General features: G+C 45.6%; 21 protein-coding genes. 4 read left to right on the forward strand and 17 right to left on the reverse strand.

All coding sequences use genetic code 11. The features are described 5' to 3' along the window. Positions 1-50 precede the first annotated feature (50 nt). The 14 genes from thiL to vcdP all read right to left on the reverse strand — a co-directional run bounded on the left by thiL (position 51) and on the right by vcdP (position 12,900). Positions 51-1,016, reverse strand: coding sequence for a thiamine-phosphate kinase (gene thiL / locus VEA_RS13655; RefSeq protein WP_006741835.1), 966 nt, complete (start codon positions 1,014-1,016; stop codon positions 51-53). Positions 1,017-1,094: 78 nt separating this feature from the next. Then, positions 1,095-1,562 (reverse strand): transcription antitermination factor NusB, encoded by a 468-nt coding sequence (gene nusB, locus VEA_RS13660; RefSeq protein ID WP_005381571.1) that lies wholly within the window; start codon positions 1,560-1,562, stop codon positions 1,095-1,097. After that, positions 1,562-2,032, reverse strand: coding sequence for a 6,7-dimethyl-8-ribityllumazine synthase (gene ribH / locus VEA_RS13665; protein WP_005381572.1), 471 nt, complete (start codon positions 2,030-2,032; stop codon positions 1,562-1,564). The genes nusB and ribH overlap by 1 nt, the downstream gene beginning before the upstream one ends. 169 nt (positions 2,033-2,201) lie before the next feature. Then, positions 2,202-3,311, reverse strand: a complete 1,110-nt coding sequence (gene ribBA / locus VEA_RS13670; RefSeq protein WP_005381573.1) for a bifunctional 3,4-dihydroxy-2-butanone-4-phosphate synthase/GTP cyclohydrolase II — start codon at positions 3,309-3,311, stop codon at positions 2,202-2,204. Positions 3,312-3,484: 173 nt separating this feature from the next. Continuing rightward, positions 3,485-4,138: a riboflavin synthase gene (locus VEA_RS13675; protein WP_012842077.1), complete on the reverse strand. Its 654-nt coding sequence runs from the start codon at positions 4,136-4,138 to the stop codon at positions 3,485-3,487. Between the two features lie 8 nt (positions 4,139-4,146). Further along, positions 4,147-5,274 carry a bifunctional diaminohydroxyphosphoribosylaminopyrimidine deaminase/5-amino-6-(5-phosphoribosylamino)uracil reductase RibD gene (gene ribD / locus VEA_RS13680; RefSeq protein ID WP_012842078.1) on the reverse strand — a complete coding sequence of 376 codons (1,128 nt, stop codon included), beginning with the start codon at positions 5,272-5,274 and terminating at the stop codon, positions 4,147-4,149. 7 nt (positions 5,275-5,281) lie between these two features. Next, the gene (nrdR, locus tag VEA_RS13685) at positions 5,282-5,731 is read right to left on the reverse strand and encodes a transcriptional regulator NrdR (protein WP_005381578.1); all 450 of its coding nucleotides are present in this window, start codon (positions 5,729-5,731) and stop codon (positions 5,282-5,284) included. Positions 5,732-5,937: 206 nt separating this feature from the next. Then, positions 5,938-7,188, reverse strand: coding sequence for a glutamate-5-semialdehyde dehydrogenase (locus VEA_RS13690; protein WP_041852983.1), 1,251 nt, complete (start codon positions 7,186-7,188; stop codon positions 5,938-5,940). A gap of 17 nt (positions 7,189-7,205) precedes the next feature. Next, positions 7,206-8,345, reverse strand: coding sequence for a glutamate 5-kinase (gene proB / locus VEA_RS13695; RefSeq protein ID WP_005391413.1), 1,140 nt, complete (start codon positions 8,343-8,345; stop codon positions 7,206-7,208). Positions 8,346-8,466: 121 nt separating this feature from the next. Continuing rightward, positions 8,467-8,856 (reverse strand): sigma factor-binding protein Crl, encoded by a 390-nt coding sequence (gene crl, locus VEA_RS13700; RefSeq protein WP_005391414.1) that lies wholly within the window; start codon positions 8,854-8,856, stop codon positions 8,467-8,469. A gap of 115 nt (positions 8,857-8,971) precedes the next feature. After that, on the reverse strand, positions 8,972-10,219 hold the full coding sequence (gene frsA, locus VEA_RS13705; protein WP_005391416.1) for an esterase FrsA: 1,248 nt from the start codon (positions 10,217-10,219) through the stop codon (positions 8,972-8,974). 91 nt (positions 10,220-10,310) lie between these two features. Then, positions 10,311-10,775: a xanthine phosphoribosyltransferase gene (gene gpt, locus VEA_RS13710; protein WP_005391418.1), complete on the reverse strand. Its 465-nt coding sequence runs from the start codon at positions 10,773-10,775 to the stop codon at positions 10,311-10,313. A 264-nt stretch (positions 10,776-11,039) separates the two neighbouring features. Continuing rightward, positions 11,040-12,329: an NCS2 family permease gene (locus VEA_RS13715; protein WP_006741838.1), complete on the reverse strand. Its 1,290-nt coding sequence runs from the start codon at positions 12,327-12,329 to the stop codon at positions 11,040-11,042. A 484-nt stretch (positions 12,330-12,813) separates the two neighbouring features. Then, on the reverse strand, positions 12,814-12,900 hold the full coding sequence (gene vcdP / locus VEA_RS24695; RefSeq protein ID WP_017635687.1) for a small protein VcdP: 87 nt from the start codon (positions 12,898-12,900) through the stop codon (positions 12,814-12,816). Positions 12,901-13,354: 454 nt separating this feature from the next. Between vcdP and VEA_RS13720 the strand changes: the two genes are divergently transcribed. Further along, positions 13,355-14,827 carry an aminoacyl-histidine dipeptidase gene (locus tag VEA_RS13720; RefSeq protein ID WP_006741839.1) on the forward strand — a complete coding sequence of 491 codons (1,473 nt, stop codon included), beginning with the start codon at positions 13,355-13,357 and terminating at the stop codon, positions 14,825-14,827. A gap of 62 nt (positions 14,828-14,889) precedes the next feature. On the opposite strand, the gene VEA_RS13725 is transcribed toward VEA_RS13720, so the two are convergent. Then, positions 14,890-15,429, reverse strand: coding sequence for a DUF3332 domain-containing protein (locus tag VEA_RS13725; protein ID WP_012842079.1), 540 nt, complete (start codon positions 15,427-15,429; stop codon positions 14,890-14,892). 329 nt (positions 15,430-15,758) lie between these two features. Between VEA_RS13725 and VEA_RS13730 the strand changes: the two genes are divergently transcribed. The 3 genes from VEA_RS13730 (at position 15,759) to VEA_RS13740 (ending at position 19,845) form a co-directional block, all read left to right on the forward strand. Next, the gene (locus tag VEA_RS13730) at positions 15,759-16,826 is read left to right on the forward strand and encodes a succinylglutamate desuccinylase/aspartoacylase family protein (protein ID WP_005391426.1); all 1,068 of its coding nucleotides are present in this window, start codon (positions 15,759-15,761) and stop codon (positions 16,824-16,826) included. A 264-nt stretch (positions 16,827-17,090) separates the two neighbouring features. Next, on the forward strand, positions 17,091-19,283 hold the full coding sequence (locus tag VEA_RS13735) for a TonB-dependent receptor domain-containing protein (protein ID WP_006741840.1): 2,193 nt from the start codon (positions 17,091-17,093) through the stop codon (positions 19,281-19,283). Between the two features lie 118 nt (positions 19,284-19,401). Further along, positions 19,402-19,845 carry a hypothetical protein gene (locus tag VEA_RS13740; protein WP_012842081.1) on the forward strand — a complete coding sequence of 148 codons (444 nt, stop codon included), beginning with the start codon at positions 19,402-19,404 and terminating at the stop codon, positions 19,843-19,845. 90 nt (positions 19,846-19,935) lie between these two features. On the opposite strand, the gene VEA_RS13745 is transcribed toward VEA_RS13740, so the two are convergent. Both VEA_RS13745 and purL read right to left on the reverse strand, forming a co-directional pair. Further along, the gene (locus VEA_RS13745) at positions 19,936-20,244 is read right to left on the reverse strand and encodes a DUF3622 domain-containing protein (protein ID WP_005391432.1); all 309 of its coding nucleotides are present in this window, start codon (positions 20,242-20,244) and stop codon (positions 19,936-19,938) included. A 294-nt stretch (positions 20,245-20,538) separates the two neighbouring features. After that, on the reverse strand, positions 20,539-24,432 hold the full coding sequence (gene purL / locus VEA_RS13750) for a phosphoribosylformylglycinamidine synthase (protein ID WP_012842082.1): 3,894 nt from the start codon (positions 24,430-24,432) through the stop codon (positions 20,539-20,541). Positions 24,433-24,454 lie beyond the last annotated feature (22 nt).

Genomic DNA, 24,454 nt, shown 5'->3' on the forward strand with positions numbered 1-24,454 from the left:
CCTGTGAGTGGCTCAATAGTAACAGGCTCTTGGCTAGAGCTTAGCTCAGATCATTTAAAGTGGTCGAAGCCACTTAAGTCCCAATCAAGTGGTTGATTGTTATCATGCAGCTCGAAGGTTCCATTTGGTCGGATTTGACCAATACATGTGACCTTACAGCCAGTATGAGATAAAGCGCTTTGTAACGAGCCTCGATTTTGCTCCGGCACGGTAAAACACAACTCGTATTCTTCGCCACTTGCTAAAGCATACTGCTGCGCGCTGATCTTATCATCTAAAAACTGGACTAATTCTGAAGAGATCGGTAGCTGAGAGACATCAATACTCACCCCAACCTGAGATCGCTGTAAAATGTGCTTAATATCAGAGATTAAACCATCTGAAATATCTATCGCCGACGAGGCTAAGCCAACAAGAGCTTGTCCAGCAAGCACACGCGGAGAACTAAGGTAATGAGCTCGCTCTAGTACTTCCGCGCCAGCTCTGCTACGTAGAGAGCCATCTAGAATAACATCCAAGCCAGCTTTTGCATCGCCAAGGTTTCCTGTTACGTATACCCAGTCCCCAGGCTTTGCGCCGGATCGCGTGAGCGCTTTGTCTTCAGGTACAAAACCTTGCACCGTCAGAGTCAGACACAATGGGCCTTTTGTGGTGTCACCGCCAATTAACTGAATACCATAGTAATCAGCCAGTTCGAAAAATGCATCACAGAAAGGTGCAAGCCATTCTTCATCTGGCTCGGGCATCGTTAATGCAAAGCTCACCCACGCAGGCGTTGCGCCCATCGCAGCCAAATCACTGATGTTAGAAGCCAATGCTTTGTGCGCCACCCACGCCGGATTTGCGTCGGATAAGAAATGCGTTCCAGCCACCAATGTATCCGTGCTAATCGCAATCTGAACATTAGCCGGCGCTTTGACGAGTGCGCAATCATCACCAGCCGCTAGGTGGACATCTTTACGTTGGTTCTGACGCCCGACGAAGTATTTGTCTATCAGATTAAATTCACCAGACATAATTCACTTACTTTTTGATGTAAAAGCTTTTGATACAAAAAAGGTCAGCATGTGCTGACCTTTTCATTGAAGAAATCGCTATTTCTTACGAATGTGAGGTGCTGCTTTATCAAGTACACCGTTCACAAACTTGTGGCTATCTTCTGCTGCGAAGACTTTTGCAAGTTCAATCGCTTCATTGATAACAACTTTGTAAGGAACATCTTCGCGACGAGTCATCTCGTACATAGCAAGGCGAAGAAGAGCAAGTTCCATCATATCTAAATCCTGCATAGGACGAGAGATGTATGGACGAATTTTGCTATCTAGCTCAGCGTGGCTAAGTACAACACCGCTTAGTAGTTCACGGAAGTAAGCTACGTCTGTTTCTGGAGCAGCAAGCGCTGGCTCAGATGCATGAAGTTCTTCTTCATCGTATTTGTCGCCAGACAAAAACTGTTCTTCAATCTTGGCAACATTCTCTTTAGTAATTTGCCATGAGTAGATCGCCTGTAGAGCGAATTGACGTGCGTTACGACGTGCGGCTGGTTTCACACTGGCCCCCATTAGGAATCAATTTCAGATAGTACATTAATCATTTCAAGTGCGCTTAGTGCAGCCTCTGCACCTTTATTACCAGCCTTGGTTCCTGCGCGTTCAATCGCTTGATCGATCGTATCAACAGTCAAAACACCAAATGCTACTGGAATGCTGAATTCCATAGACACTTGTGCTAGACCTTTGTTCATTTCACTACAAACATAGTCAAAGTGAGGCGTTCCACCGCGAATAACAGACCCTAGAGAAACAATAGCGTCGAATTTGCCAGTTTTAGCAACACGCTGAGCTACTAGAGGTAGTTCTACGGCACCTGGACAACGCACAACCGTGATGTTGTCTTCGCTTACTTGTCCGTGACGCTTTAGTGTATCGATCGCACCAGAAAGTAGGCTTTCGTTAATAAAACTGTTGAAACGAGAAATAACGATAGCAATTTTTGCATTTGGCGCTGGGAAGCCACCCTCGATCACTTTCATAAGCTTTCCTTTAACTCTATTTATAAGTGAAATATGTTCATCAAGTGAGAATCGCCGGATTCTAGCACAAATTTGTGAGCAATATCTAATGGAAATTGGAGGCAAATCACCGGTTCCTAGCCATTGACGAGTTGAGTGCGTAAAAGACTAGGAACTTATTGTTCGGTTGTTACTCGCAGACGTACTCAACCACGTTCAGACCAAAACCACCTAATGCGTGGTACTTTTTGTTGGTCGATGACAGAAGGCGCATATCATGTACACCGAGATCCGCAAGAATCTGTGAGCCCACACCAACACGGCGAGACGTGCCCTGTTTCTTAGCAAGCGTTGGTGCTTCACCTTTGTCTTGCGCTTCAAACATCTTCACACGATGAATAAGTAGATCGGTCGACTCTTCATGGCCAAGAACAACCAGCACACCACCTTCTTCACCAATGCGTTTCATTGCCTTGTCTAATGTCCAACTGCGCTCTGCGTTGCGATCGCTACGTAATAAATCAGTAAAGACATCTTGGAGGTGAACGCGAACCAATGGCGCTTTTTCTTTCAAATCGCCCTTGCACATTGCGTAATGCACTTGGTTATCAATGGTGTCCTTGTACGTGACTAACGTGAACTCGCCAAACTCTGTCGGTAACTTGCACTCTGCCACACGTTCAATCGTTGTCTCAGTGTTATTGCGGTACTCAATTAGGTCGGCAATAGTGCCCAATTTAATACCGTGCTTCTCTGCGAAGATCTCTAGATCAGGGCGACGAGCCATAGTGCCATCGTCATTTAAGATCTCAACAATAACCGATGCAGGCTCTAAACCAGCAAGGCGAGCCAAATCACAGCCAGCTTCAGTGTGACCTGCGCGAGTCAGTACACCGCCGTCTTGAGCTGCGAGAGGGAAGATGTGACCAGGCTGCACCAAATCCGCAGCTTTGGCATTTGGCGCGACTGCCGCTTGAACCGTACGTGCGCGATCCGCGGCTGAAATACCCGTCGTTACCCCTTCTGCTGCCTCAATCGAAACAGTAAAGTTGGTTGTGTATTGCGCATTATTGTCTTGCACCATTGGTGGCAGACCTAGGCTTTCGCAACGATCTTTGGTCATGGTTAAACAAATCAGGCCACGGCCATAGGTTGCCATAAAGTTGATGGCTTCCGGCGTAATATGCTCGGCAGCCATGATCAAGTCACCTTCATTCTCGCGGTCTTCATCATCCATTAGGATGACCATTTTGCCTGCGCGAATATCATCAATAATTTCTTGTGGCGTACTGATTGGCATAGTCTGTTATCCCGTTATTCTAAATTTGTTATTGCGACAGCAATGAAAAATCACGTTGCAGTGAATGCTGGTGAGGTCAATAGTTTGAGCTTTGCATCAAGCAAGTCAATGAATCTCGCGGTGTTCTGTGAGTCTGCTCTTTATCGCATGCCTCACGCAGCCACTCCCAAGACTTATGCAAAACCGTTTTGCTGTAAAAAGTCCATCGTGATACGAGACTCGGCCTTATCTTCTTGCTGTCCTTGCAGTAAACGCTCCATATAACGCGCAAGTACATCAACTTCTAAGTTGACTTTGCGCCCCACTTGAAACTGGTCAATCGTAGTTTCTTCACTCGTATGAGGAACGATCGTCAGCTTAAAAGCATTTTTACGTAAGTCGTTGACGGTTAGGCTAATACCATCAACTGTAATCGAGCCTTTCTCTGCGACGTACTTGCTAATTTCCGCAGGCATTGCAACCCAAAACTCTATCGCACGGCCAACTAAATTGCGTTCGACAATTTCACCAACCCCATCGACATGGCCAGAAACGATATGTCCACCCAATCGCGTTGTTGGTAACATGGCTTTTTCTAGATTCACCTTATCGCCCACTTGGTATTCGGCAAACCCAGTTTTCTTCAAGGTTTCTAATGACAGATCAGCACTGTAATAGTGGCTTCCGAAGTCAACTACCGTTAAGCAAACACCATTGGTCGCAATGCTATCGCCTAACTTAACGTCTGACATATCAAGCGTACCCGTTTCAATCGTGACGGTGATGTCTTCGCCCTTCGGCGTAATCGCAGCTAACTTGCCAACTGCTTCTACTATTCCTGTAAACATACTATTTCTTATCTAAGTTCATTACGTTTTATGGTGGCGGTGATGCGAATGTCTACCCCAACCATACGAACGTCTGTAATGTTTAAATCTATGACGTCAGCCATAGCGCTTAACCCTAAAGCACCGATAAGCCCCCGACCATCGCTGCCCATGAGTTTTGGCGCAAGGTAAACAATGAGCTCATCTACAAGGTTAGCCTTTATCATCGCACTCGCTAGCGTAGCTCCAGCTTCAACCCATAAGTGATTGATGTGGTGCTCATCCGAGATACGTTTTAATGTCGTTGATAAGTCAATTTGGTCAGCGCTGTCCAATAGAGGGATACAGTCTCCATCTGGGCTAACAATAACTCGCTCTCCATCGGTGTGGAACAGCTTGAGCGCATCCGTTAAATGGTTCTGACGGTCTAAGATTACACGTACTGGTTGACGAAGTTCTTCTCGTAAATACTGCGCTTGAACACTGGTAGGTAAGTCATCCCAACGCACATTGAGTGACGCATTATCATCAATCACCGTTTTGCTGGTAGAGAGAATACCACCACTCATCGCTCGATAACGCTGCACATCTTGGCGGGCCACTGGGGAGGTGATCCATTGGCTCTGCCCATTGCTGAGTGCGCTTTGCCCATCCAAACTGGCTGCCATTTTTAATTGAACAAACGGCATGCCTGTACGCATGTACTTTATAAAACCAGGGTTAAGGGCAAGGGCATCTTGCTCTAACAAGCCGATTTGTACTTCAATTCCGGCATCACGCAACATCTGGATGCCCCGCCCCGCAACTTTAGGGTTTGGGTCTACCATTGCGCAAACCACACGTGCCACTTTGGCTTTGATTAGCCCTTCAGCACATGGCGGTGTACGGCCGTAATGAGAGCAAGGTTCGAGCGTCACATAAGCGGTTGCACCGACTGCTTTTTCACCCGCCATGCGCATCGCGTGCACTTCGGCATGCGGCTCACCTGCGCGGTGGTGATAGCCCTCACCAACAATTTCTTCATCACGAACGATGACGCACCCCACATTTGGATTTGGGGCGGTGGTATAAATGCCACGTCTCGCTAACTTAATAGCTCGTGACATCATGGCGAAATCTAAATCAGAAAACGCTCTTTCAGGAGTGTGTTGAGTCATGAGCTACTCAGTCTTCTAGGCGGGCAATCTCTTCGCCAAACTCGCGAATGTCTTCAAAGCTGCGGTAAACTGAGGCGAAACGGATATAAGCGACCTTGTCGAGCTCTTTGAGTTGGTCCATGACTAAATTACCAATCATTTCACTCGGAACCTCTCGTTCACCCGTCGCACGCAGTTGTGATTTGATCATGCTGATCGCTAACTCTATAGAATCGGCACTCACTGGACGTTTCTCTAATGCGCGCTGAATACCGCCAACCATTTTATCTTCATCAAATGGTTCACGGTTGCCATTCGATTTGATCACTTTAGGCATCACTAACTCTGCGCTTTCAAACGTAGTAAAACGCTCGCTACACGCCAAGCACTGACGGCGACGTCGAACTTGATGGCCATCAGCCACTAAGCGGGAATCAATAACTTTGGTATCGTTCTCGGAACAAAAAGGACAATGCATATCACCTCCATATCTATACCAAAATAACCTCATTAGCAATCACGGATAACCACGCGTTCATGGTTATACGGACTCTATTAAAGCTATTTGGGTATAACGCTTTCAAACCGAAATAAAAGCTCATGTAGTGTAGCGGAATTGGTATGTTAGACAAAACAAAAAGGGGCCCAAAGGCCCCTTTTTCACTCAAGATCTCGTCGAATGTGTTAACTGCGTGCTAAGTAGTTCGCTTTACCAACCCACTTGTAGCTAGTTAGCTCTTCTAAGCCCATCGGACCGCGTGCATGTAGCTTTTGCGTAGATACTGCGACTTCTGCGCCAAGGCCAAATTGCGCACCGTCTGTAAAACGCGTTGAAGCATTCACATAAACCGCCGCCGAACCGACAGAATTGATGAACAGTTCTGAGTTTTCCAAACTATTGGTCATGATCGCATCTGAGTGGCTCGCGTTATGGACACGCATATGATCAATGGCATCTTTCACATCAGACACAACTTTTACACCAAGAGTGTAGCTCAACCATTCCGTATCAAAGTCACCTTCAATAGCATCGCGAACTTGTTTCGCTTGCTCCATGAGTTCTTTTGCTTTTGGCTCTGTCACGAACGTCACTTTATCGTTCATGCGCTCTACGATCATTGGTAGGAATTGCGCTGCAATTTTTTCATGCACGAGCAGCGTATCTAATGAGTTACACGCAGATGGACGTTGAACTTTAGAGTTCTCAACCACATTCAGGGATTTCTCTAGATCAGCGGATTCGTCGACAAAGATATGGCTGATACCAAAGCCACCAATAATCACCGGAATCGTGCTGTTTTCTTTACACATTTTGTGTAGGCCTGCACCACCGCGTGGAATGATCATGTCGACGTAATCGTCCAATTTAAGCAGTTGAGAGACTAACTCACGATCTGGCTTTTCAATGTACTGAACCGAAGCGGCAGGAAGGTTCGCCTTTGCTAGCGCAGACTGAATAACCTTCACTAATTCCATATTCGAGAAAAATGTCTCTTTGCCGCCACGCAAAATGCTTGCGTTGCCGGTTTTCAAGCACAGCGCCGCAATATCAATAGTTACGTTAGGACGCGCTTCATAAATTACGCCCACAACACCCAGTGGTACGCGGCGGCGAGACAATGACATCCCATTTTCCAGTACCTTACTGTCGATTTCGCTGCCCACAGGATCGTTCAAGCTAATGACGTTGCGAACATCATTCGCAATTGCAGTCAATCGTTCTTCATTCAGCAAAAGGCGATCAAGCAGTGCATCGGTTAAACCCGCTTCACGGCCAAGTTCGATGTCTTTAGCGTTTGCCGCCAAAATAGCCACGGAGTTTGCTTCTAGCTCATCAGCGATGATCGCTAAAGCTTGGTTCTTTTGCGCAGTTGACGCTGTCGCTAATTCGAAAGCTGCATCTTTAGCAGCTTTACCCATATTCGTTAAATCCACTTTGCTTCCCTCTAATTCTATTCCTGAATGACGACCAAATCATCGCGATGAATCACCTCAGAGCCATAATCATGCCCCAAAATAGAGATGATATCTTTACTGTGCTTACCAGTAATTTTAGTTAGGTCATCACTTGAGTAGGCGCTGATGCCACGAGCCACCAACTTACCGTGAGAATTTGTTACACGCGCCACTTCGCCTCGTGCAAAGTCACCACTTACTTTGATTACCCCTTTAGCAAGTAGGCTACTGCCCTTACCGACCACTGCATTTACCGCACCATCATCAATAATGATGTCGCCCGATGCCGCAGGTCCCGCCAGAATCCAGCGTTTACGGTTTTCTAAAGCTTCAGCGCAAGGTAGGAAGCGCGTGCCTTGTGGCTCTGCACTCAAAGAGTCAAAGATAACATTCGGTGCACTACCGGCAGCAATAATAACCTCGATACCAGCGCGGCGAGCGATGTCTGCGGCTTGCAGCTTCGTTGCCATACCGCCTGTACCCAACGTTGTACCACTTCCTCCTGCGATTTTACGCAGCGTATCGTCGATGGTTTTTACTTCCTTGATCAGCTCTGCGTTCGGGTCTTTACGAGGGTCAGCAGTAAACAGACCTTTTTGGTCAGTTAAAAGCAAGAGCTTATCTGCGCCACACAAAATGCCCACCAAAGCGGAAAGGTTGTCGTTATCGCCCACTTTAATCTCGCTGGTCGCAACGGCATCATTTTCGTTTACGATAGGAATAATATCGTTCGCAACGAGCGCATTGATGGTGTCACGTGCGTTTAAGAATCGCTCGCGATCTTCTAAATCAGCACGAGTTAGTAGCATTTGACCAATCTTAATGCCGTAAATACCAAACAAAGACTCCCATGTTTGAATCAAGCGACTTTGACCCACCGCCGCAAGTAATTGTTTACTCGCCATCTCGTTGGGCAATGCGGGGTAACCAAGGTGCTCACGACCTGCTGCAATAGCACCAGACGAAACCATTACCACTGAATGGCCTTGTTTTTTAAGCTCAGCACACTGGCGCGCTAACTCAACCATGTGAGCACGGTCGAGTGCCAGAGTGCCGCCTGTCAGCACACTTGTACCCAGTTTCACAACGACAGTTTGTGGTTGTGAAACAACTGCATTTTGTTGATTCGTTGTCATGATGTCTTCTGAAGTGAAAAACAAATAAAGAGAGGATGTTTTAACAATCAAAGAGGGAATTAACAAGAGAAAAGGTGCGTTTTCGCACCTTTTTGTTTGGTATTAAATGAAAACAACCAAATTAAGCGAAATCGAAAGACTCCGTGTGATATTCGACTTCTAATTTGAAGTGTTCTTCTAAAGTATCAACCAGCTTTTGATGGAATGTGCTCTGCGTCAGATACACTTCCTCTACCGCTTTTTTAGGCAGGGCTTCAGATACCCATTGCCCTTCTTTGTTGTACTTGCCGATATGATATTTGGCAGTAAAGCCTCCTTCGATGGATTCTAAATCCATCCACCAGCCCCAAAATTCACGCTTCTCAGGCGATTTTTTGTCGTCTACACAAACAGATAGACAATCAAAATAATAGCGCCCTTCTTGCGATTGTGGTTCGCGCAGGTAAGGCCCTATCGCCTTCAACTTTGACATCAAGCGAAAGTGAGTCGGGCCCTGAGTCGTCTCTGACATATGAATCTCCGTTTTCATAGTTAAAAGTAAACACCCAAGAATGATTATTATTTTTAATTATCATGAGCTTATTTTTTTCTCAGATATATCACTTTTAACTAATTTAGGAGAATTGTCACCCTAATAATTCATCTTCTAGCCACTTTATGGCTAAATCGAGGGATTGCTCATATCCTTTTGTAATCGTTTTGGAACTGATTTTTTTCGCTCTGCCATACTGGCTAAACAGCGCGACGAGTTGGTTATCACTGTGTGGAGACACCGGATCGCCTTCAAGGCTCAAAGCTAAAATAGGTACTTTAGTTTTTCTACTGCTCAAGAAGCCCTGAACCTTCAATGACCAGGCCATCATCTGGCCCGCCATGCTATTAATATCAACCGCGCTTTTCCCTAAGCGAGAAGCCAACAGATCCAGATACATCTTCGGCATTTTTTGCAGCTTCTCAGGGGAAGTAAAAATATCATGTACGGGTGCGCCGAGGGCTACACAAGCTTTGATCTTCTCTTGCTCAACAAAAGAGAGTCGGATCATGGCATTACCACCAAAACGAAATCCAACTAACCCCACTTTGTGATGATCCACCCAAGGCAATGAATACAGCTCATTTAGTACCGCTTGGTGCAGACAGCTTGAGTTCTCAGTCAAAGGCCAGTGAGAACTGTGCCCCACCGAAGGCATGTCGACCGTCAACATTGCAATATCTCGTGGTGCAAGATGATTGCGGAACAAACGCCACATGTCGGTTTGTAACGTATCGAGACCAGCGCTCACCATCACCACAGGCAGTTGTTTGTCGGTTCTTGGCAAATGAAGGTTCGCGATGATTTTGCGATTTTGGTAAGGCACTTCAATTTGCTTGATGGTGTACTTGGTCTTCTCTGCGCCGTCAGAATACGCTTTGTTTGCCAGCACTTGAGCCTGCAAGGCCAAATTATCATTCTTCAGATGTGGGTAGCCTGCGATACTAAAACACAAAGAAGCAGTGAAGAGTTCATCGGCTGCCTCCTCACCTTGCATTTCATTTGAACGCTTCTGATGCTCCATGCCGAGCTTAATCCACTCAAATGTCCAGTTGCCGTTGTGGTATCCCATTACGGTGTCTAACCAATCATCATTGGTTCGAGAGTGGGAAGAAGAAGCGATTTTAGAAAGCACACCTTCCATCTCTATCGGAGACAACCCTTGCCAAGCCCATTGCAAGCGGCGCAAATGACGATACCAAGCACGATCACCCTGCGCCTCTCGCTCATCAAGTATTTTTTGACTGGTCGGCATGTACTGGGTAAGCGCAGAGGTTTCTTTTGCTTGCTTATGTTTCACGAACAAAGTTTCGGAAAGATTTTTACTGACGTCTTCAGACATAGGAAGAACCTTAGGCTATTAGCATGAGTTGTTATGATAATAAAAAAAATGCCCCTATACAGGGGCATTTCTCAATATTCTTTAATAGCGTTTATTTTTGCTTGCGGTTTACAGGCTCAGCGTACTGGATTGACATGTCCCAAGGTTGTTCAATCCAAGTGTCTTGCGCGATATCTACCACATAATCATCTAGCAACGCTTTGCCTGAAGGTTTTGCACACACAGCGATCATCTTCGCTTTTGGATACATCTCACGTAGTTTGCGCGCCGTATCACCACTGTCTACTAGGTCTTCAACGATTAGGTAACCTTCACCATCGCCTTCAGGTGCTTTTAGTACCGTCATATCGCGCTGATGATCATGGTCGTAGCTTGAAATACAGATTGTATCAACGTAACGAATACCCAGTTCACGAGCCAAGATAGCGCCAGGAACCAAACCACCGCGGCTTACCGCCCAAATCCCTTTCCATTGCTCAGCTGGCATTTGTTTTTCAGCCAGTTCACGGCAGTAAGTCTGCATTGCATCCCAAGTGATAATGAATTTTTTACTCATTGTAATAACCTAATAATTTGAAAATATGCATCCTCAAAATCTAGCGAACTCACTCAAAAGCGGAATGCTCACTGACCTCTCCAAAACGTATGGAGATGAGGATTTCAAGCTGCGCAAACGATTATTCTACCGAAACACACCGCTAATACCAACGGTGATATCAAAATTCTCTGCCTATTCCGCAGAAAAACCGTCTTAAGTGAACAACGTGAAAAAAGAAAAAGCCAGCGTGAATAAATCCACACTGGCTTTTTGCTCGAGAAATTAACCGACGAGGTATTTGACGATGAAGATGGCAGACATCACCCACACACTCATCGACACTTCACGGCCCTTGCCGCTGAATAATTTGATCGCCGAGTACGCGATAAAGCCTAACGTAATGCCCTCTGCAATCGAGAACGTTAATGGCATTACCAAACAAGTCACAACAACTGGTGATGCTTCCGTTAGGTCACGCCAATCAATGCTTACCAGCCCAGACAGCATCAAAATCGCGACATAGAACAGAGCACCCGATGTTGCGTAAGCTGGGATCATTCCTGCTAGTGGTGAGAACAATAGAGCAAGTAGGAAGAGTACACCAACAACCACTGCTGTTAGACCAGTACGACCACCAGCCGCCACACCAGAAACACTCTCAATGTAAGATGTGGTGTTTGAGGTACCAAGTAGTGCACCTACTGACGTTGCCGTTGAGTCTGCAAGTAACGCTTTGTTTAAACGCGGGATGTTGCCATTCTCATCCGTGAGGCCTGCTTTTTGAGAAACGCCAACTAGCGTACCTGCGGTATCAAACAAATCGACAAATAGGAAAGCAAACACAACGGAAATCATGCCAACTTCAAACAAACCAGAGAAATCCAGTTGCATGAAAGTTGGTGCAATGCTTGGTGGCGTTGACATAATGCCGCTCCACTGCACATCACCAAATAGAAGGCCAAGCGCTGTAACACCAAGAATGGCGATCATCACCGCACCTTTCACACCACGGTGAACAAGCGCGATAGTAAGGAAGAAACCAATCGCAGCCAATACAGATGGCAATGATGTGATGTCTCCCATAGAAACTAATGTCGCAGGGTTATCAACGACGATGCCTGCATTTTTTAATGCGATAAATGCTAAGAAAAGACCGATACCGGCTGAAATACCAGTTCGAAGAGAATGCGGGATCGAGTTAATAATCCACTCACGGATCTTAAATATACTCAAAAGAATAAACAGCAGGCCTGAAACAAACACCGCCGCTAACGCAACTTGCCACGTATAGCCCATTCCCAACACAACAGAGTAAGTGAAAAATGCGTTCAGCCCCATTCCTGGTGCTTGTGCAATTGGGTAGTTGGCAACAAATCCCATGATGAAACAGCCGATAGCGGCCGCAAGACAAGTTGCAACAAAAATGGCACCACGGTCCATACCGGTATCCGACAGGATCGCTGGGTTTACAAAAATAATGTAAGCCATGGTTAGGAAGGTGGTAACACCTGCAATGATCTCAGTGCGCACATTTGTGCCATTGTCACTGAGCTTAAAAAGCCTCTCGAGCATGATCGAATCCTGTAAAGGTAAAAAGTAAACGGTTGCGTAATCGATTGGCGTGAATTATAAAGTTATCAAATAGCAAATTCTAGATAGAATCTTCACTCTAATGCGATTTTTTTCTTTGGATATGAAACCCATTCGCTAATTCTTAAAAGCAAAACAGTAAATATATTCTTATAAAACAACAATTAACAATTATCGTTCAGAACCCAACAACAGAATGAAAACTGAACAATGTACTAAACTTTCAGATAGAAACTGGGCGTTTTAAGCGTCATATCTAGGTGGATTTGACGGGGAAGTCGATAAAACTAAAGAACGGAGAATAGAATCTAGCCTTGATGGCAGAAAATGTGTCAGAAATAGAAAGTGGAGATAAAAAAACGCCACCCAATTTGGGTGGCGGCGAATCATGTCAGCACTATCACTGAAAAAAAATTCCAATTTATAGGGGTGAACAAACTGTTCGAGTCACATGCGTTGACTTCACTTAGTAGCCAAAGCTTGTTGGGTATACAAAGTTGCCGGTGTAAACAGACTTGCTATTCCAGAACATTGTACTTGGTAAACCTTTCATAACTATCACCTTTTAAATCAATTAAACATTCGTTGATTTCTCGGTTCCTTGGAGGCGATAAAACGGACTCATCCTTTGAGCATTTCATTCTTCTCTCAGAAGCTGGTTACAAATATACCACCAAGAAATTTAATTACAAGCATTTTAGTGACTGGAATCACAAAAAATATATAAATTGATCTTCATCAAAGTTTAACTGTAATTAAATTACAGTTTTATGAGTTAAAAAATAAAGCCACTTTCAGAAAGTATGATAAAGAACGCATAGTGCCTGTCATTGTGTTCACAAACTGTGACAGTTCTGAGAGAAATCCTTGTGCACGCGACTACTCGTACTCCTTATCTGGTGGTATGCTAAACGGCAATTTGAAGGCCAAATCGTCTAGCATTTAATGCTATTTCGACAATATTTTTACGGTATATATTTGGCAAAGCACATCAAAAGGAGTCCTCCGTGTCTGAGTTCCATTCTGAGATCAGTACCTTATCACCTGCTCCACTTTGGCAGTTTTTCGATAAGATTTGTTCTATCCCTCACCCATCTAAACATGAAGAAGCATTAGCACAGTACATTATCAACTGGGCAACAGAGCAAGGCTTTGACGTTCGCCGTGATCCAACCGGTAACGTGTTCATCAAAAAGCCCGCGACACCTGGAATGGAAAATAAGAAGGCTGTTGTACTTCAAGCACACATCGACATGGTGCCGCAGAAAAACGAAGACACCGAACACGACTTCACCAAAGATCCAATCCAACCTTACATCGATGGCGAATGGGTAACGGCGAAAGGCACGACGCTTGGTGCAGATAACGGGATTGGTATGGCTTCTTGCCTTGCTGTATTGGCATCTAAAGACATTAAGCACGGCCCTATCGAAGTTCTGCTGACGATTGATGAAGAAGCAGGCATGACTGGCGCATTTGGTCTTGAGGCTGGTTGGTTAGAAGGTGAGATCCTTCTAAACACAGACTCTGAACAAGAAGGCGAAGTCTACATGGGTTGCGCCGGTGGTGTTGATGGCACCATGACTTTCGATATTTCTCGAGAAGCAACACCTGCAGGTTTCGTAACGCGCCAACTGACGCTGAAAGGCCTAAAAGGTGGTCACTCAGGTTGTGACATTCACACAGGTCGCGGTAATGCCAACAAATTACTTGGTCGTTTCCTTGCCGGTCATGCTCAAGAGCTTGATTTACGTTTAGTCGAATTCCGTGGTGGTAGCTTACGTAATGCAATCCCTCGCGAAGCGTTTGTTACTGTCGCGCTTCCTGTCGAAAACCAAGACAAGCTTGCTGAGCTGTTCAACCACTACACTGAGCTGCTTAAAACTGAACTGGGTAAAATCGAAACAGGTATCGTAACCTTTAATGAATTTCTCGCTACTGACGCGCAAGTATTTTCAATCGCCGATCAGCAACGCTTCATTGCCGCACTTAACGCATGCCCAAATGGCGTCATGCGCATGAGCGACGAAATTGAAGGTGTGGTCGAAACGTCACTGAACGTTGGCGTGATCACTACTGAAGAAAACAAGGTGACAGTTCTGTGTCTGATTCGCTCTTTGATTGACTCTGGCCGCAGCCAAGTTGAGAGTATGCTACGTTCAATTGCTGAATTAGCAGGCGCACAAATTCAATTCTCAGGTGCTTACCCTGGCTGGAAGCCAGATGCAGATTCCGAGATCATGGCAATTTTCCGTGATATGTATGAAGGCATTTACGGTCATAAACCGAACATCATGGTCATCCATGCTGGTCTTGAGTGTGGCCTGTTTAAAGAACCATACCCACACATGGATATGGTGTCTTTCGGTCCAACAATTAAATTCCCTCACTCACCAGATGAGAAAGTGAAGATTGATACCGTTCAGCTGTACTGGGACCAAATGGTAGCGCTTCTAGAGGCAATTCCAGAGAAAGCGTAATTCAACCACGAAAAACGACAAAGGGTGCTTTACGGCACCCTTTTTTGTTTGGCTGGACCAAATTACACGCGATTTTGCGTATAAGCAGCTAGCTCATCCATTGAGGTTTGTGCAACGACTTCGCCATCAATGTAGTAAGTGACAAACTCACCATCGCGCACACCCATGAGTATCGCCTTCTCGCCGTTATTGTAAGTAATATCCATTTGAACAGTATTCTCATCGATTTGCTGCATTCGACCCTGCTCAATAACACGGTTATTCGCTAACGGTGCAATTGGCGCCGTCGTTAACGATTTATCTAACTGGTGGTTTACATCGATGTAAGTATCCATCTTTGTATCGAAGATATGTGGCTTACCATTTAAAGGGTTCTTACCCGTCCAAAACTCTAGAGAGTTAAACACGATGTAGTCCGCCGCGATTGCGACACCATAAACAGGTGCTAAAAGCATGTTTAGACCACCTCGAGCGTAACGGTTATCTACAGCTTTCAAGTTAAACCCCATGACATAACCTGTCACGGCATTACTGCCAACGCAACCTGAAAGTGAAACTGCTACAGCAGTCAATGCACCAATTTTAGCAATTGCCTTTTTCATCAAAACCTCTAGTTAGAAATGTTAGACCTCAAATTCGGCGCGGATATTATCGGATAAAAAGTAGGGTTAAAAGTCCGTTTTTTTGTCCCTCATTATCAGTATTATTTTTAATACAGTCACATTTTTTAAGCCTATGATTGCTCTTCCTTCTGTACCTCTCGTTATGTATTAAACTGATAGAAAAGATCATATTGAAAACAAAAACTTCACACATGCTGAGATTTCGCGCATGACGATTAAAGTAATTTGTCGTGTCCTTAATGAGAATGATTAGTGCGATTTTGCAGCAATTGTTACATTGCCGATAACGCATTTGACAGAGATGGTTTATGGCCAGAAGTAAAAAAAGCAAAGTGTTTGAGCTCTTAGGGCATCAAATACAACCAGGACAACGATTAGAGATCGAATTTGAAGCAGCGAAGCTATACACACATTCGCCTTTATCTATTCCTGTGGAAATCATCCATGGGAAACAAGAAGGGCCTGTGTTAATGGTCAATGCTGCTATCCATGGTGATGAGCTTAATGGCGTAGAAATCGTTCGTCAGATCATTAACCAACTGGATCCACAAAAACTGAAAGGCACTGTCATTGCAGTACCTATCGTTAACGTTTTTGGCTTCATCCATAAATCACGGTACTTGCCCGATCGACGAGATCTCAACCGTTGCTTTCCTGGCAGTGAAAAAGGCGCGCTTGCATCTCGAATGGCACACGGGTTCTTTAACAACATTGCCAAGCGTTGTGACTACATCTTGGATCTGCACACCGGAGCCATTCACCGCACGAACCTGCCACAGATTCGCGCAAACTTAAGCAACCCAGAAACTCTGCGTATTGCTCAGGCGTTTGCGACGCCAGTGATTGTTGATTCAGCATTGCGTGATGGCTCTTTACGCAGTGAAGCAGAAAAATGTGATATCCCCGTGCTAACCTACGAGGCTGGCGAAGCATTGCGTTTTGATCCACTTTCGATCAGCGCTGGTGTACTCGGGGTTCGGCGCGTAATGCAAGCCATTGGTATGTTGCGTGCGAGCAGGAAAAAGCTGCCAGAGCCTATCATAGCGAAGTCCACCAGCTGGGTTCGTGCGTCAGGTAACGGTATTTTGCGTACTGTCGTTAATCTGGGAGACAAAGTGGAACAGGGTGAAACGCTCGCCTATATCAGCTCTCCTCTTGGACATGATGAGGTAGAGCTCAAAGCGCCAAAGCGTGGCTTGGTGATCGGTCAACAAACTTTGCCACTGGTTAATGAAGGCGATGCGATCTTCCACCTTGCTTACTTCAACCAAGGTGATGATTCGGTAGAACAAGCCGTTGAAAGTTACATTGAAGGACTGACCGAGTTCGATGTCGAGCCACTGACTACCGGACAGATCCCGTTAGAAACTCAGTAATTCCTACCAAGTACGCACTTGATTAGCTCGAAAGGAGCAACAGTGCTCGCACCATTTTGTTTAAAAGCCAATGAGCTCAGCGTCCATGATGCTGGGCTTTTTGTTTTCTGTAAGCTAACGATACTCATCGTAGTTTCCACGAATGGATAAAAAACTTTACAAGCCATCGCAAAAACACATTTGATAATTAATCTCATTATCATTTATTAATCGTAATAATGTTCTTATAATCCGAGCTTCATAAAAACACTATAAATCATCAATATGAAACGATTAAAAAGTCATCCATTCAAAGTAAATCTCATTTCACTAACTTTGCTCTTCCCTCTTTATTCATATGCCGAGACAACGCCAAATGAAGAGCTCGAAGTCATCGGTGTGCGTTATGCCAAACCCATCACCGTTGCTGAGCCTGCGCAAACCACCATTAATTGGTCAGAGATTGAAGAGCAACAGTACTCCAATTTTGCCTCAATGATCGATGCCGTTCCGGGCGCATCATTAGATGGCGGCGGCCGTTCCGGCGGCGAACGTATTAATATTCGTGGTTTTGATGATCCAAGCGATATCGCCGTATTTGTCGATGGCGCTCCAATTGGCTTTCAACAATACCGCTACGGAACTTTCTTTTTTGATCCGTTCTTGATTGGTGAAGCAGAAATTATCAAGGGCGCGCACGACTATCGAGCACTCAACGGAAAGTTTGGTGGCTCAATTCGTATTAAAACCAAAAGTGTCGATGACCTACTGTACGGCAACAGAAACTTTGGTGCTCGCATCTCAAGTGCATATAACACCAACGGCGATGAGAATGCCTACACGCTAACACTCTATGGTAAAAACGATGCTGGTTTTTATTTTCTAGCGAATGGCTCTGTAAAAGATTCTGATGACATTAAAGTCGGTGGTGGTGAAACGCTGGATTACTCAGGTTATGAGCAAGAAAACATGCTCGTAAAAGTCGGTTATGAAAACAACGATCACGAGTTTGAAATTAGCCACACTCGCTATAAAGATGAAGGTCGTAAACCTTGGGCTAACCGCCGCGGAAAAATGCCTAACATTACTGAGTACAACATCAAGAAATACGGATCATTAGAAAAAGCCAAATACGCATACACCGTCGATAATAAATACACGGATAACACCACGACCATCTCTTACCACTATATGCCGACTAACCCGTATATTGATTTCAATATCAAAATGGCACGTTCTGAAAACGATCGTCACTGGGTTCGCCCTGACGTGGCATTCGAGAAAATGTTCGTTTCTGTTGGCAGTTACGGTCACGAGTCTTGGCTGAGTTACGAGCGTGACTATGCTGATGTGTTTAACCAAGCGCAGTTCGGAGAACACACTCTAGTCACAGGGCTTCAATATCAAAAAACAGATAGAGATTCATTAGTATTCAACGCATCATACGACAGTAATGAAGCCAAAAACTACGGTTGGTATACCCCTTACTACGAACCATCTGGCACTCAGTCAATTTATGCCGCTTACATTGCTGATCACTATCAAGCAACAGACCGCCTAACAATCACACCTTCTCTGCGTTACGAATACATCAAGAGTGAAGGAAAAGGGAACACTGCGCCGGATTATAATGATCCAGCTGCCGGACATGACTACGGTGAAACGACGCATAAAGGCTTTAGCCCACGTTTGGATATCGACTTTGATGCGAGCAATAATACGCGTTTAAACGCCTCCTACGCCTACGCTTTAAAAGCACCAACCGTTGATAACATCTACTCAGTGCAATATGCGCGAGCTACCGCTACGGCTACTGCTTTGAATCTGGACGTGTCTCGTATCCATGCTTATCAAGCAAGCGTTATCAACTTAACGGAAGGGCTGGTGAACTCTCGCGATAACCTCGCAACAGAGTTAACTTTGTTCTATAACGATGTTAGCGACACAGTTGATATACGAACGGGCGAAAACCTCGACAAAAATACTACTGAGTTACAAAGCTGGAATACAAACCTAGATGGCTTTAAAAACTACGGCTTTGAGCTAATTTCACAATACCGGATTGAAGATTTCTACAGTAATTTCTCAGCAAGTTACATTCGCGGCAAAAACAAAGGCAGTTTATCTGACTCTACAGGTTCAGATGATGATCATCCTGATGTACCGCCATTAAACATTAATCTGGGTTTAGGTTACGAATGGATTCCTGGTTTACGTACGGGCTGGGAAGTCCGTTGGTATGATGCGCAAACCAAAACCAAAACCAAGGCAAGCGGTAACAATTTAAAAGTGAAATCGCCAAGTGAGCAATACACGCTACAAAACGCTTACGTGGTTTGGGAAATACAACAAGTCGAAGGCTTGAGCGTTGGCGCGGTTGTGAAAAACTTAACCGATCGTTACTACGAAGCATACCTATCTAATGGCGTGCCTTCGCCTGGTCGCGAAGTCAAACTGCACCTCACTTATCAATACTAACCATACCTAAAAGATGCAGGGCAGACATTAACTGCCCTGCTATATCGTGTCCAATGGACATAATTGCACACCGTTTTATTTACCAGTACTATCATTTCTTTTTGCTTGCATACACACTATGAACAACTTAAAAACACTGTTTCTTCTTGCTTGCTTCGTTCCAGCAAGTCAAAGCCTGGCACAAACTTCCGAGAGCATTGCTGACTACTTACAAGAGCAGAGTCAGCACCAAGTTATTGAGGATCATTACGCACAACCAACAACAAATAATCTGAATCTAGACGCCAAAGCAAACGCGTTAGCTTGGCACGAAGATGGCAAGCCGGATCACTGTCGTTACGCCAAGCAGCCCAAGGACGTCGCAACACATTTCGACTACGGTGAAGCAAACGATCTATCTGACGGATTGCAACACTTTGATTTACCAGAGAGGCACTCGGCAAAGCGCAAGTCAACACATCGCACTTATGCTAATAACCCTCACCTTCTTCCTGGCAATAAACAATTTGCAGCCCCTGAAGACGGTACGTTTAGTCTGTCAGTATCCTCGGATTGTTTTTAAGTCGATACAATAAAAAATGCCCTGAGACAAAGCTCAGGGCATTTTCACTTTTTGTTTGATGGGTGACGTCACCATCTCACCGACTTGAATCTATTCTTCGTCAGCGTCTACTTCAGCGTCACGTGCTTTGCGGGCTTCTTCTTTACGAACTTTTGCCGCTAGTTGTTCTGCTTCACGCTCTTGACGTTGCGCTGCTTTACGCTCGTTACGAACCACTTGGTTTTGGATAAAACCAGCCAGTTCTTGTTCAGCCCAAGCTTGTGCTTTCTCTTCGCTGTCAAAGCCAGTTTCACGCTTTGATACTACAGTCTTACGAGATGTCACTTGGCGAGTGATTTCTGCGCTCCAGCCGTTACGTTTTTCAGTGACGCGGATAGCAAATTTTGGATTCTTAGACATTTCTTTCATTTCCTAAGGGATTTAGGGATCAATCAGGGATTCGGTCAACTTGATAACTCCATCTAAGCTGAGCTGTTTAACACCATCCCTTGGTAAGCGCGGTATTAGAGCATAAAAGTAATCTAAACGCTGCAAGTTTTTTACGCTAGATAATAGATGACAAAGAAGAGGCAGAACAAAGCAACGTTTCGCCAAGTCACTAGAAAGAGCGGCGAAGAAAAAGAGTGATAAGAAAAAAGAAAGCGCTGGTCTCTCAACCAACGCTTTACTTAAGCTAGATTAACCTTTGGTTAATTAACCGATATTCTTACGGGCATTTTGGAACATACGCATCCAAGCACCATTTTCACCCCAACCTTCCGGAGCCCAAGAGTTTGCAACTGTGCGGAATACGCGCTCTGGGTGAGGCATCATGATAGTCACGCGACCATCTGCTGTTGTTAAGCCAGTAATCGCGTTTGGCGAACCGTTCGGGTTGTTCGGGTATTGTTGTGTTGGGTTACCGAGGTTATCCACGTAACGAACCGTAACCGTACCTGATGCTTCAATCGCTGCTAGGTGCTCTGCATCACGTACTTCTACACGCCCTTCACCGTGGGAAACCGCGATTGGCATGCGCGAACCAGCCATTCCGTCGAAGAATACAGAATCAGATTTCTGAACTTCAACTAGGCTAAAGCGCGCTTCAAAACGCTCAGATTCGTTACGAACAAAACGTGGCCACAAGTCTGCACCCGGGATAAGTTCTTTCAGGTTAGAAAGCATCTGACAACCGTTACATACACCTAAAGAGAACGTCTCTTTACGGTTGAAGAAGGCTTGGAACTGTTCACGGGCTTGTGCGTTAAACAGGATAGACTTAGCCCAACCCTCACCCGCACCTAGTACGTCGCCATAAGAGAAGCCACCACAAGCTACTAGGCCATGGTATTCATCCAGTACCGCTTGACCCGTTAGGATATCGCTCATATGAATGTCGGTTGCTTCAAAGCCTGCGCGGTCAAACGCTGCTGCCATTTCAACGTGGGAGTTAACACCCTGCTCACGTAGAATCGCCATCTTAGGTTTAGCACCTTTCGCAATGTACGGTGCTGCAACGTCTTCATTTACGTCGAAGCTGAGCTTAACGTTTAGACCCGGGTCAGAGTTGTCTTTCTTAACTTCGTGCTCTTGGTCAGCACACGCTGGGTTATCACGTAGACCTTGCATCTTATGCGTTGTTTCAGCCCAGATAACGCGTAGTTCGGTACGTGAACGTTCAAGCACAACTGCATCACCAGAAGTGATAATAAAGTCGTCTGAAGCTTCAACAGAACCAATCACATGTGAACATGCCTCTAAACCGTTTGCCGCCAGAGTAGATAGAACTGAATCCAGATCATCATTCTTAACTTGAACAACCGCACCTAGCTCTTCGTTAAATAGAACGGCTAGCGCATCATCACCCAGCTCAGCGATGTTCGCTTTTACGCCACAATGACCCGCGAACGCCATCTCAGCCAGTGTAACAAACAGACCGCCGTCGCCTTTATCGTGGTAAGCCACTAGCTTGTCATCACGTACTAACGCTTGCATTGCATCAAAGAAGCCTTTTAGCTGCTCAGCGTTATCTACGTCAGCAGGTTTATCACCAAGCTGTTTGTATACTTGTGCCAATGCTGTCGCACCTAAGCGGTTTTTGCCGTTACCCAAGTCAACAAGAACTAGAGAAGTATCGCCTTTGTCAGTGCGTAGTTGTGGAGTCACGGTCTTACGTACGTCTTCCACACGACCAAATGCCGTGATAACTAGCGACAGTGGAGAAGTGACTTCTTTACTCTCGCCGTTCTCCTCCCACTTGGTTTTCATCGACATGGAGTCTTTACCAACTGGGATCGTCAAACCTAATGCAGGACAGAGCTCTTCACCCACCGCTTTGACTGCTTCATAAAGACCTGCATCTTCACCTGGGTGACCCGCTGGCGACATCCAGTTCGCAGACAGTTTAATGTGTTTAATATCACCGATGTCTGTTGCCGCAATGTTCGTTAGTGACTCACCAACGGCTAGGCGAGCCGATGCACCAAAGTCTAGTAATGCCACTGGCGTGCGCTCACCCATCGACATTGCTTCGCCGTGGTAAGTGTCATAGCTTGCCGCTGTTACTGCACAGTTTGCTACTGGTACCTGCCAAGGGCCAACCATTTGATCACGAGCAACCAGACCCGTTACTGTTCGGTCACCGATAGTAATTAGGAATGTTTTTTCTGCAACCGCAGGAAGACGAAGTACGCGATCCACCGCTTCATTAAGCTCAATACCATCACGAACAATGGCAGGGCTTTCCACTTTTAGTGTGGTTGCGTCGCGGTGCATCTTCGGTGGCTTACCAAGCAGGATATCCATTGGCATATCGATTGGCGTATTGTCGAAGTAAGAATCTTCTAGCGTTAGATGACGCTCTTCAGTTGCCACACCCACCACTGCATATGGTGCGCGTTCACGCTTACAGATTGCATCGAATGCTTCCATGTTTTCTGGCGCTACCGCAAGAACGTAACGTTCCTGTGATTCATTACACCAAATTTCTAGCGGACTCATGCCCGGCTCATCGTTTGGTACATCGCGTAATTGGAACTTACCGCCACGCTCACCGTCGTCGACAAGTTCAGGCAATGCGTTAGAGATACCGCCCGCACCCACATCGTGGATAAATGCGATTGGGTTGTCGTCGCCTAGCTGCCAACAACGGTCGATCACTTCCTGACAGCGACGCTCCATCTCTGGGTTTTCACGCTGTACTGAAGCAAAGTCCAGATCTTCTGCTGACTGACCAGACGCCATTGAGGACGCCGCGCCACCACCAAGACCGATGTTCATTGCCGGACCACCAAGTACGATTAAGCTCGCACCCACTGGAATTTCTTTCTTCTGCACGTGTTTGTCACGAATGTTACCCATACCACCAGCAATCATGATTGGTTTGTGGTAACCACGGATTTCTTCACCCGCGTGAGAGGTCACTTTTTCTTCGTAAGTACGGAAGTAACCCAATAGATTTGGACGACCAAATTCATTGTTGAATGCCGCGCCGCCTAGAGGACCTTCAAGCATGATGTCTAGCGCGTTAACAATACGACCTGGCTTGCCAAAGTCGGTTTCCCATGGCTGTTCAAAACCAGGAATACGTAAGTTAGAGGTTGTAAAACCAACTAGACCCGCTTTTGGCTTACCACCGATACCCGTCGCGCCTTCGTCACGGATCTCACCGCCTGAACCAGTCGATGCGCCCGGCCATGGAGAGATTGCCGTTGGGTGGTTGTGCGTCTCTACCTTCATTAAGATGTGCGCATCTTCATGGTGGTAAGTGTATTGACGAGATTTAGGGTCTGGGAAGAAACGACCCGCTTTAGAGCCCGTCATAACGGCCGCGTTGTCTTTGTATGCAGACAGCACATAGTCAGGTGTCGTTTCGAACGTGTTTTTGATCATTTTGAACAAAGACTTAGGTTGATCTACCCCGTCGATAGTCCAATCTGCGTTAAAAATTTTGTGGCGACAGTGCTCTGAGTTCGCCTGAGCAAACATCATCAATTCAATGTCGTTTGGGTTACGCCCAAGCTTAGTAAAGTTCTCTACCAAGTAATCAATTTCATCTTCTGCGAGTGCCAAGCCAAGGGAAACGTTTGCTTCTTCAAGCGCAAGACGACCGCCCGCTAAGATATCAACATGCGCCACAGGCTTAGGCTCTGCGACTGTAAACAGCGCTGACGCAGCTTCAAATTCTGTAAATACCGTTTCCATCATGCGGTCATGAATTAACGCTTTGACAGCGTCAACTTGAGCTTCTGATAGAACAACTGAAGATTCGACATAATAAGCCGTACCGCGCTCTAGACGTTTCACTTTATCCAAGCCACAGTTAACAGCGATATCGGTAGATTTAGAAGACCAAGGCGAGATAGTGCCTGGACGAGGCGTAACAAGAAGTAGAAGACCTTCTGGCTCATGCTCTTCGATGGTTGGGCCGTAAGTTAGTAACTTTTCAAGTTTTTCTAACTCTTGGTCATCAAGGTCAGACTTTAGATCGGCAAAGTGCATAAACTCGGCATAAATGCCAGTTACAGGCAGATCTTGTTCACGACAAAGTTCCAGTAGTTTATTAACACGAAACTCAGAAAGAGCTGGGGAGCCACGCAAAATTCTCATGTGCTTAGGTCTCTTATGCAAT

The organism is Vibrio antiquarius, from assembly GCF_000024825.1.
GTDB lineage: Bacteria > Pseudomonadota > Gammaproteobacteria > Enterobacterales > Vibrionaceae > Vibrio > Vibrio diabolicus.

What these genes read in the sequence shown, in the direction of transcription:
- VEA_RS13740 (WP_012842081.1), top strand. Translation starts at nt 19,402, where the DNA reads ATGAACAACTTAAAAACACTGTTTCTTCTTGCTTGCTTCGTTCCAGCA.
- VEA_RS13715 (WP_006741838.1), bottom strand. Translation starts at nt 12,329, where the DNA reads ATGCTCGAGAGGCTTTTTAAGCTCAGTGACAATGGCACAAATGTGCGC.
- gpt (WP_005391418.1), bottom strand. Translation starts at nt 10,775, where the DNA reads ATGAGTAAAAAATTCATTATCACTTGGGATGCAATGCAGACTTACTGC.
- ribH (WP_005381572.1), bottom strand. Translation starts at nt 2,032, where the DNA reads ATGAAAGTGATCGAGGGTGGCTTCCCAGCGCCAAATGCAAAAATTGCT.
- thiL (WP_006741835.1), bottom strand. Translation starts at nt 1,016, where the DNA reads ATGTCTGGTGAATTTAATCTGATAGACAAATACTTCGTCGGGCGTCAG.
- vcdP (WP_017635687.1), bottom strand. Translation starts at nt 12,900, where the DNA reads ATGAAAGGTTTACCAAGTACAATGTTCTGGAATAGCAAGTCTGTTTAC.
- purL (WP_012842082.1), bottom strand. Translation starts at nt 24,432, where the DNA reads ATGAGAATTTTGCGTGGCTCCCCAGCTCTTTCTGAGTTTCGTGTTAAT.
- nusB (WP_005381571.1), bottom strand. Translation starts at nt 1,562, where the DNA reads ATGGGGGCCAGTGTGAAACCAGCCGCACGTCGTAACGCACGTCAATTC.
- VEA_RS13725 (WP_012842079.1), bottom strand. Translation starts at nt 15,429, where the DNA reads ATGAAAAAGGCAATTGCTAAAATTGGTGCATTGACTGCTGTAGCAGTT.
- proB (WP_005391413.1), bottom strand. Translation starts at nt 8,345, where the DNA reads ATGACAACGAATCAACAAAATGCAGTTGTTTCACAACCACAAACTGTC.
- VEA_RS13735 (WP_006741840.1), top strand. Translation starts at nt 17,091, where the DNA reads ATGAAACGATTAAAAAGTCATCCATTCAAAGTAAATCTCATTTCACTA.
- VEA_RS13745 (WP_005391432.1), bottom strand. Translation starts at nt 20,244, where the DNA reads ATGTCTAAGAATCCAAAATTTGCTATCCGCGTCACTGAAAAACGTAAC.
- frsA (WP_005391416.1), bottom strand. Translation starts at nt 10,219, where the DNA reads ATGTCTGAAGACGTCAGTAAAAATCTTTCCGAAACTTTGTTCGTGAAA.
- nrdR (WP_005381578.1), bottom strand. Translation starts at nt 5,731, where the DNA reads ATGCATTGTCCTTTTTGTTCCGAGAACGATACCAAAGTTATTGATTCC.
- crl (WP_005391414.1), bottom strand. Translation starts at nt 8,856, where the DNA reads ATGTCAGAGACGACTCAGGGCCCGACTCACTTTCGCTTGATGTCAAAG.
- VEA_RS13730 (WP_005391426.1), top strand. Translation starts at nt 15,759, where the DNA reads ATGGCCAGAAGTAAAAAAAGCAAAGTGTTTGAGCTCTTAGGGCATCAA.
- ribD (WP_012842078.1), bottom strand. Translation starts at nt 5,274, where the DNA reads ATGACTCAACACACTCCTGAAAGAGCGTTTTCTGATTTAGATTTCGCC.
- VEA_RS13675 (WP_012842077.1), bottom strand. Translation starts at nt 4,138, where the DNA reads ATGTTTACAGGAATAGTAGAAGCAGTTGGCAAGTTAGCTGCGATTACG.
- ribBA (WP_005381573.1), bottom strand. Translation starts at nt 3,311, where the DNA reads ATGCCAATCAGTACGCCACAAGAAATTATTGATGATATTCGCGCAGGC.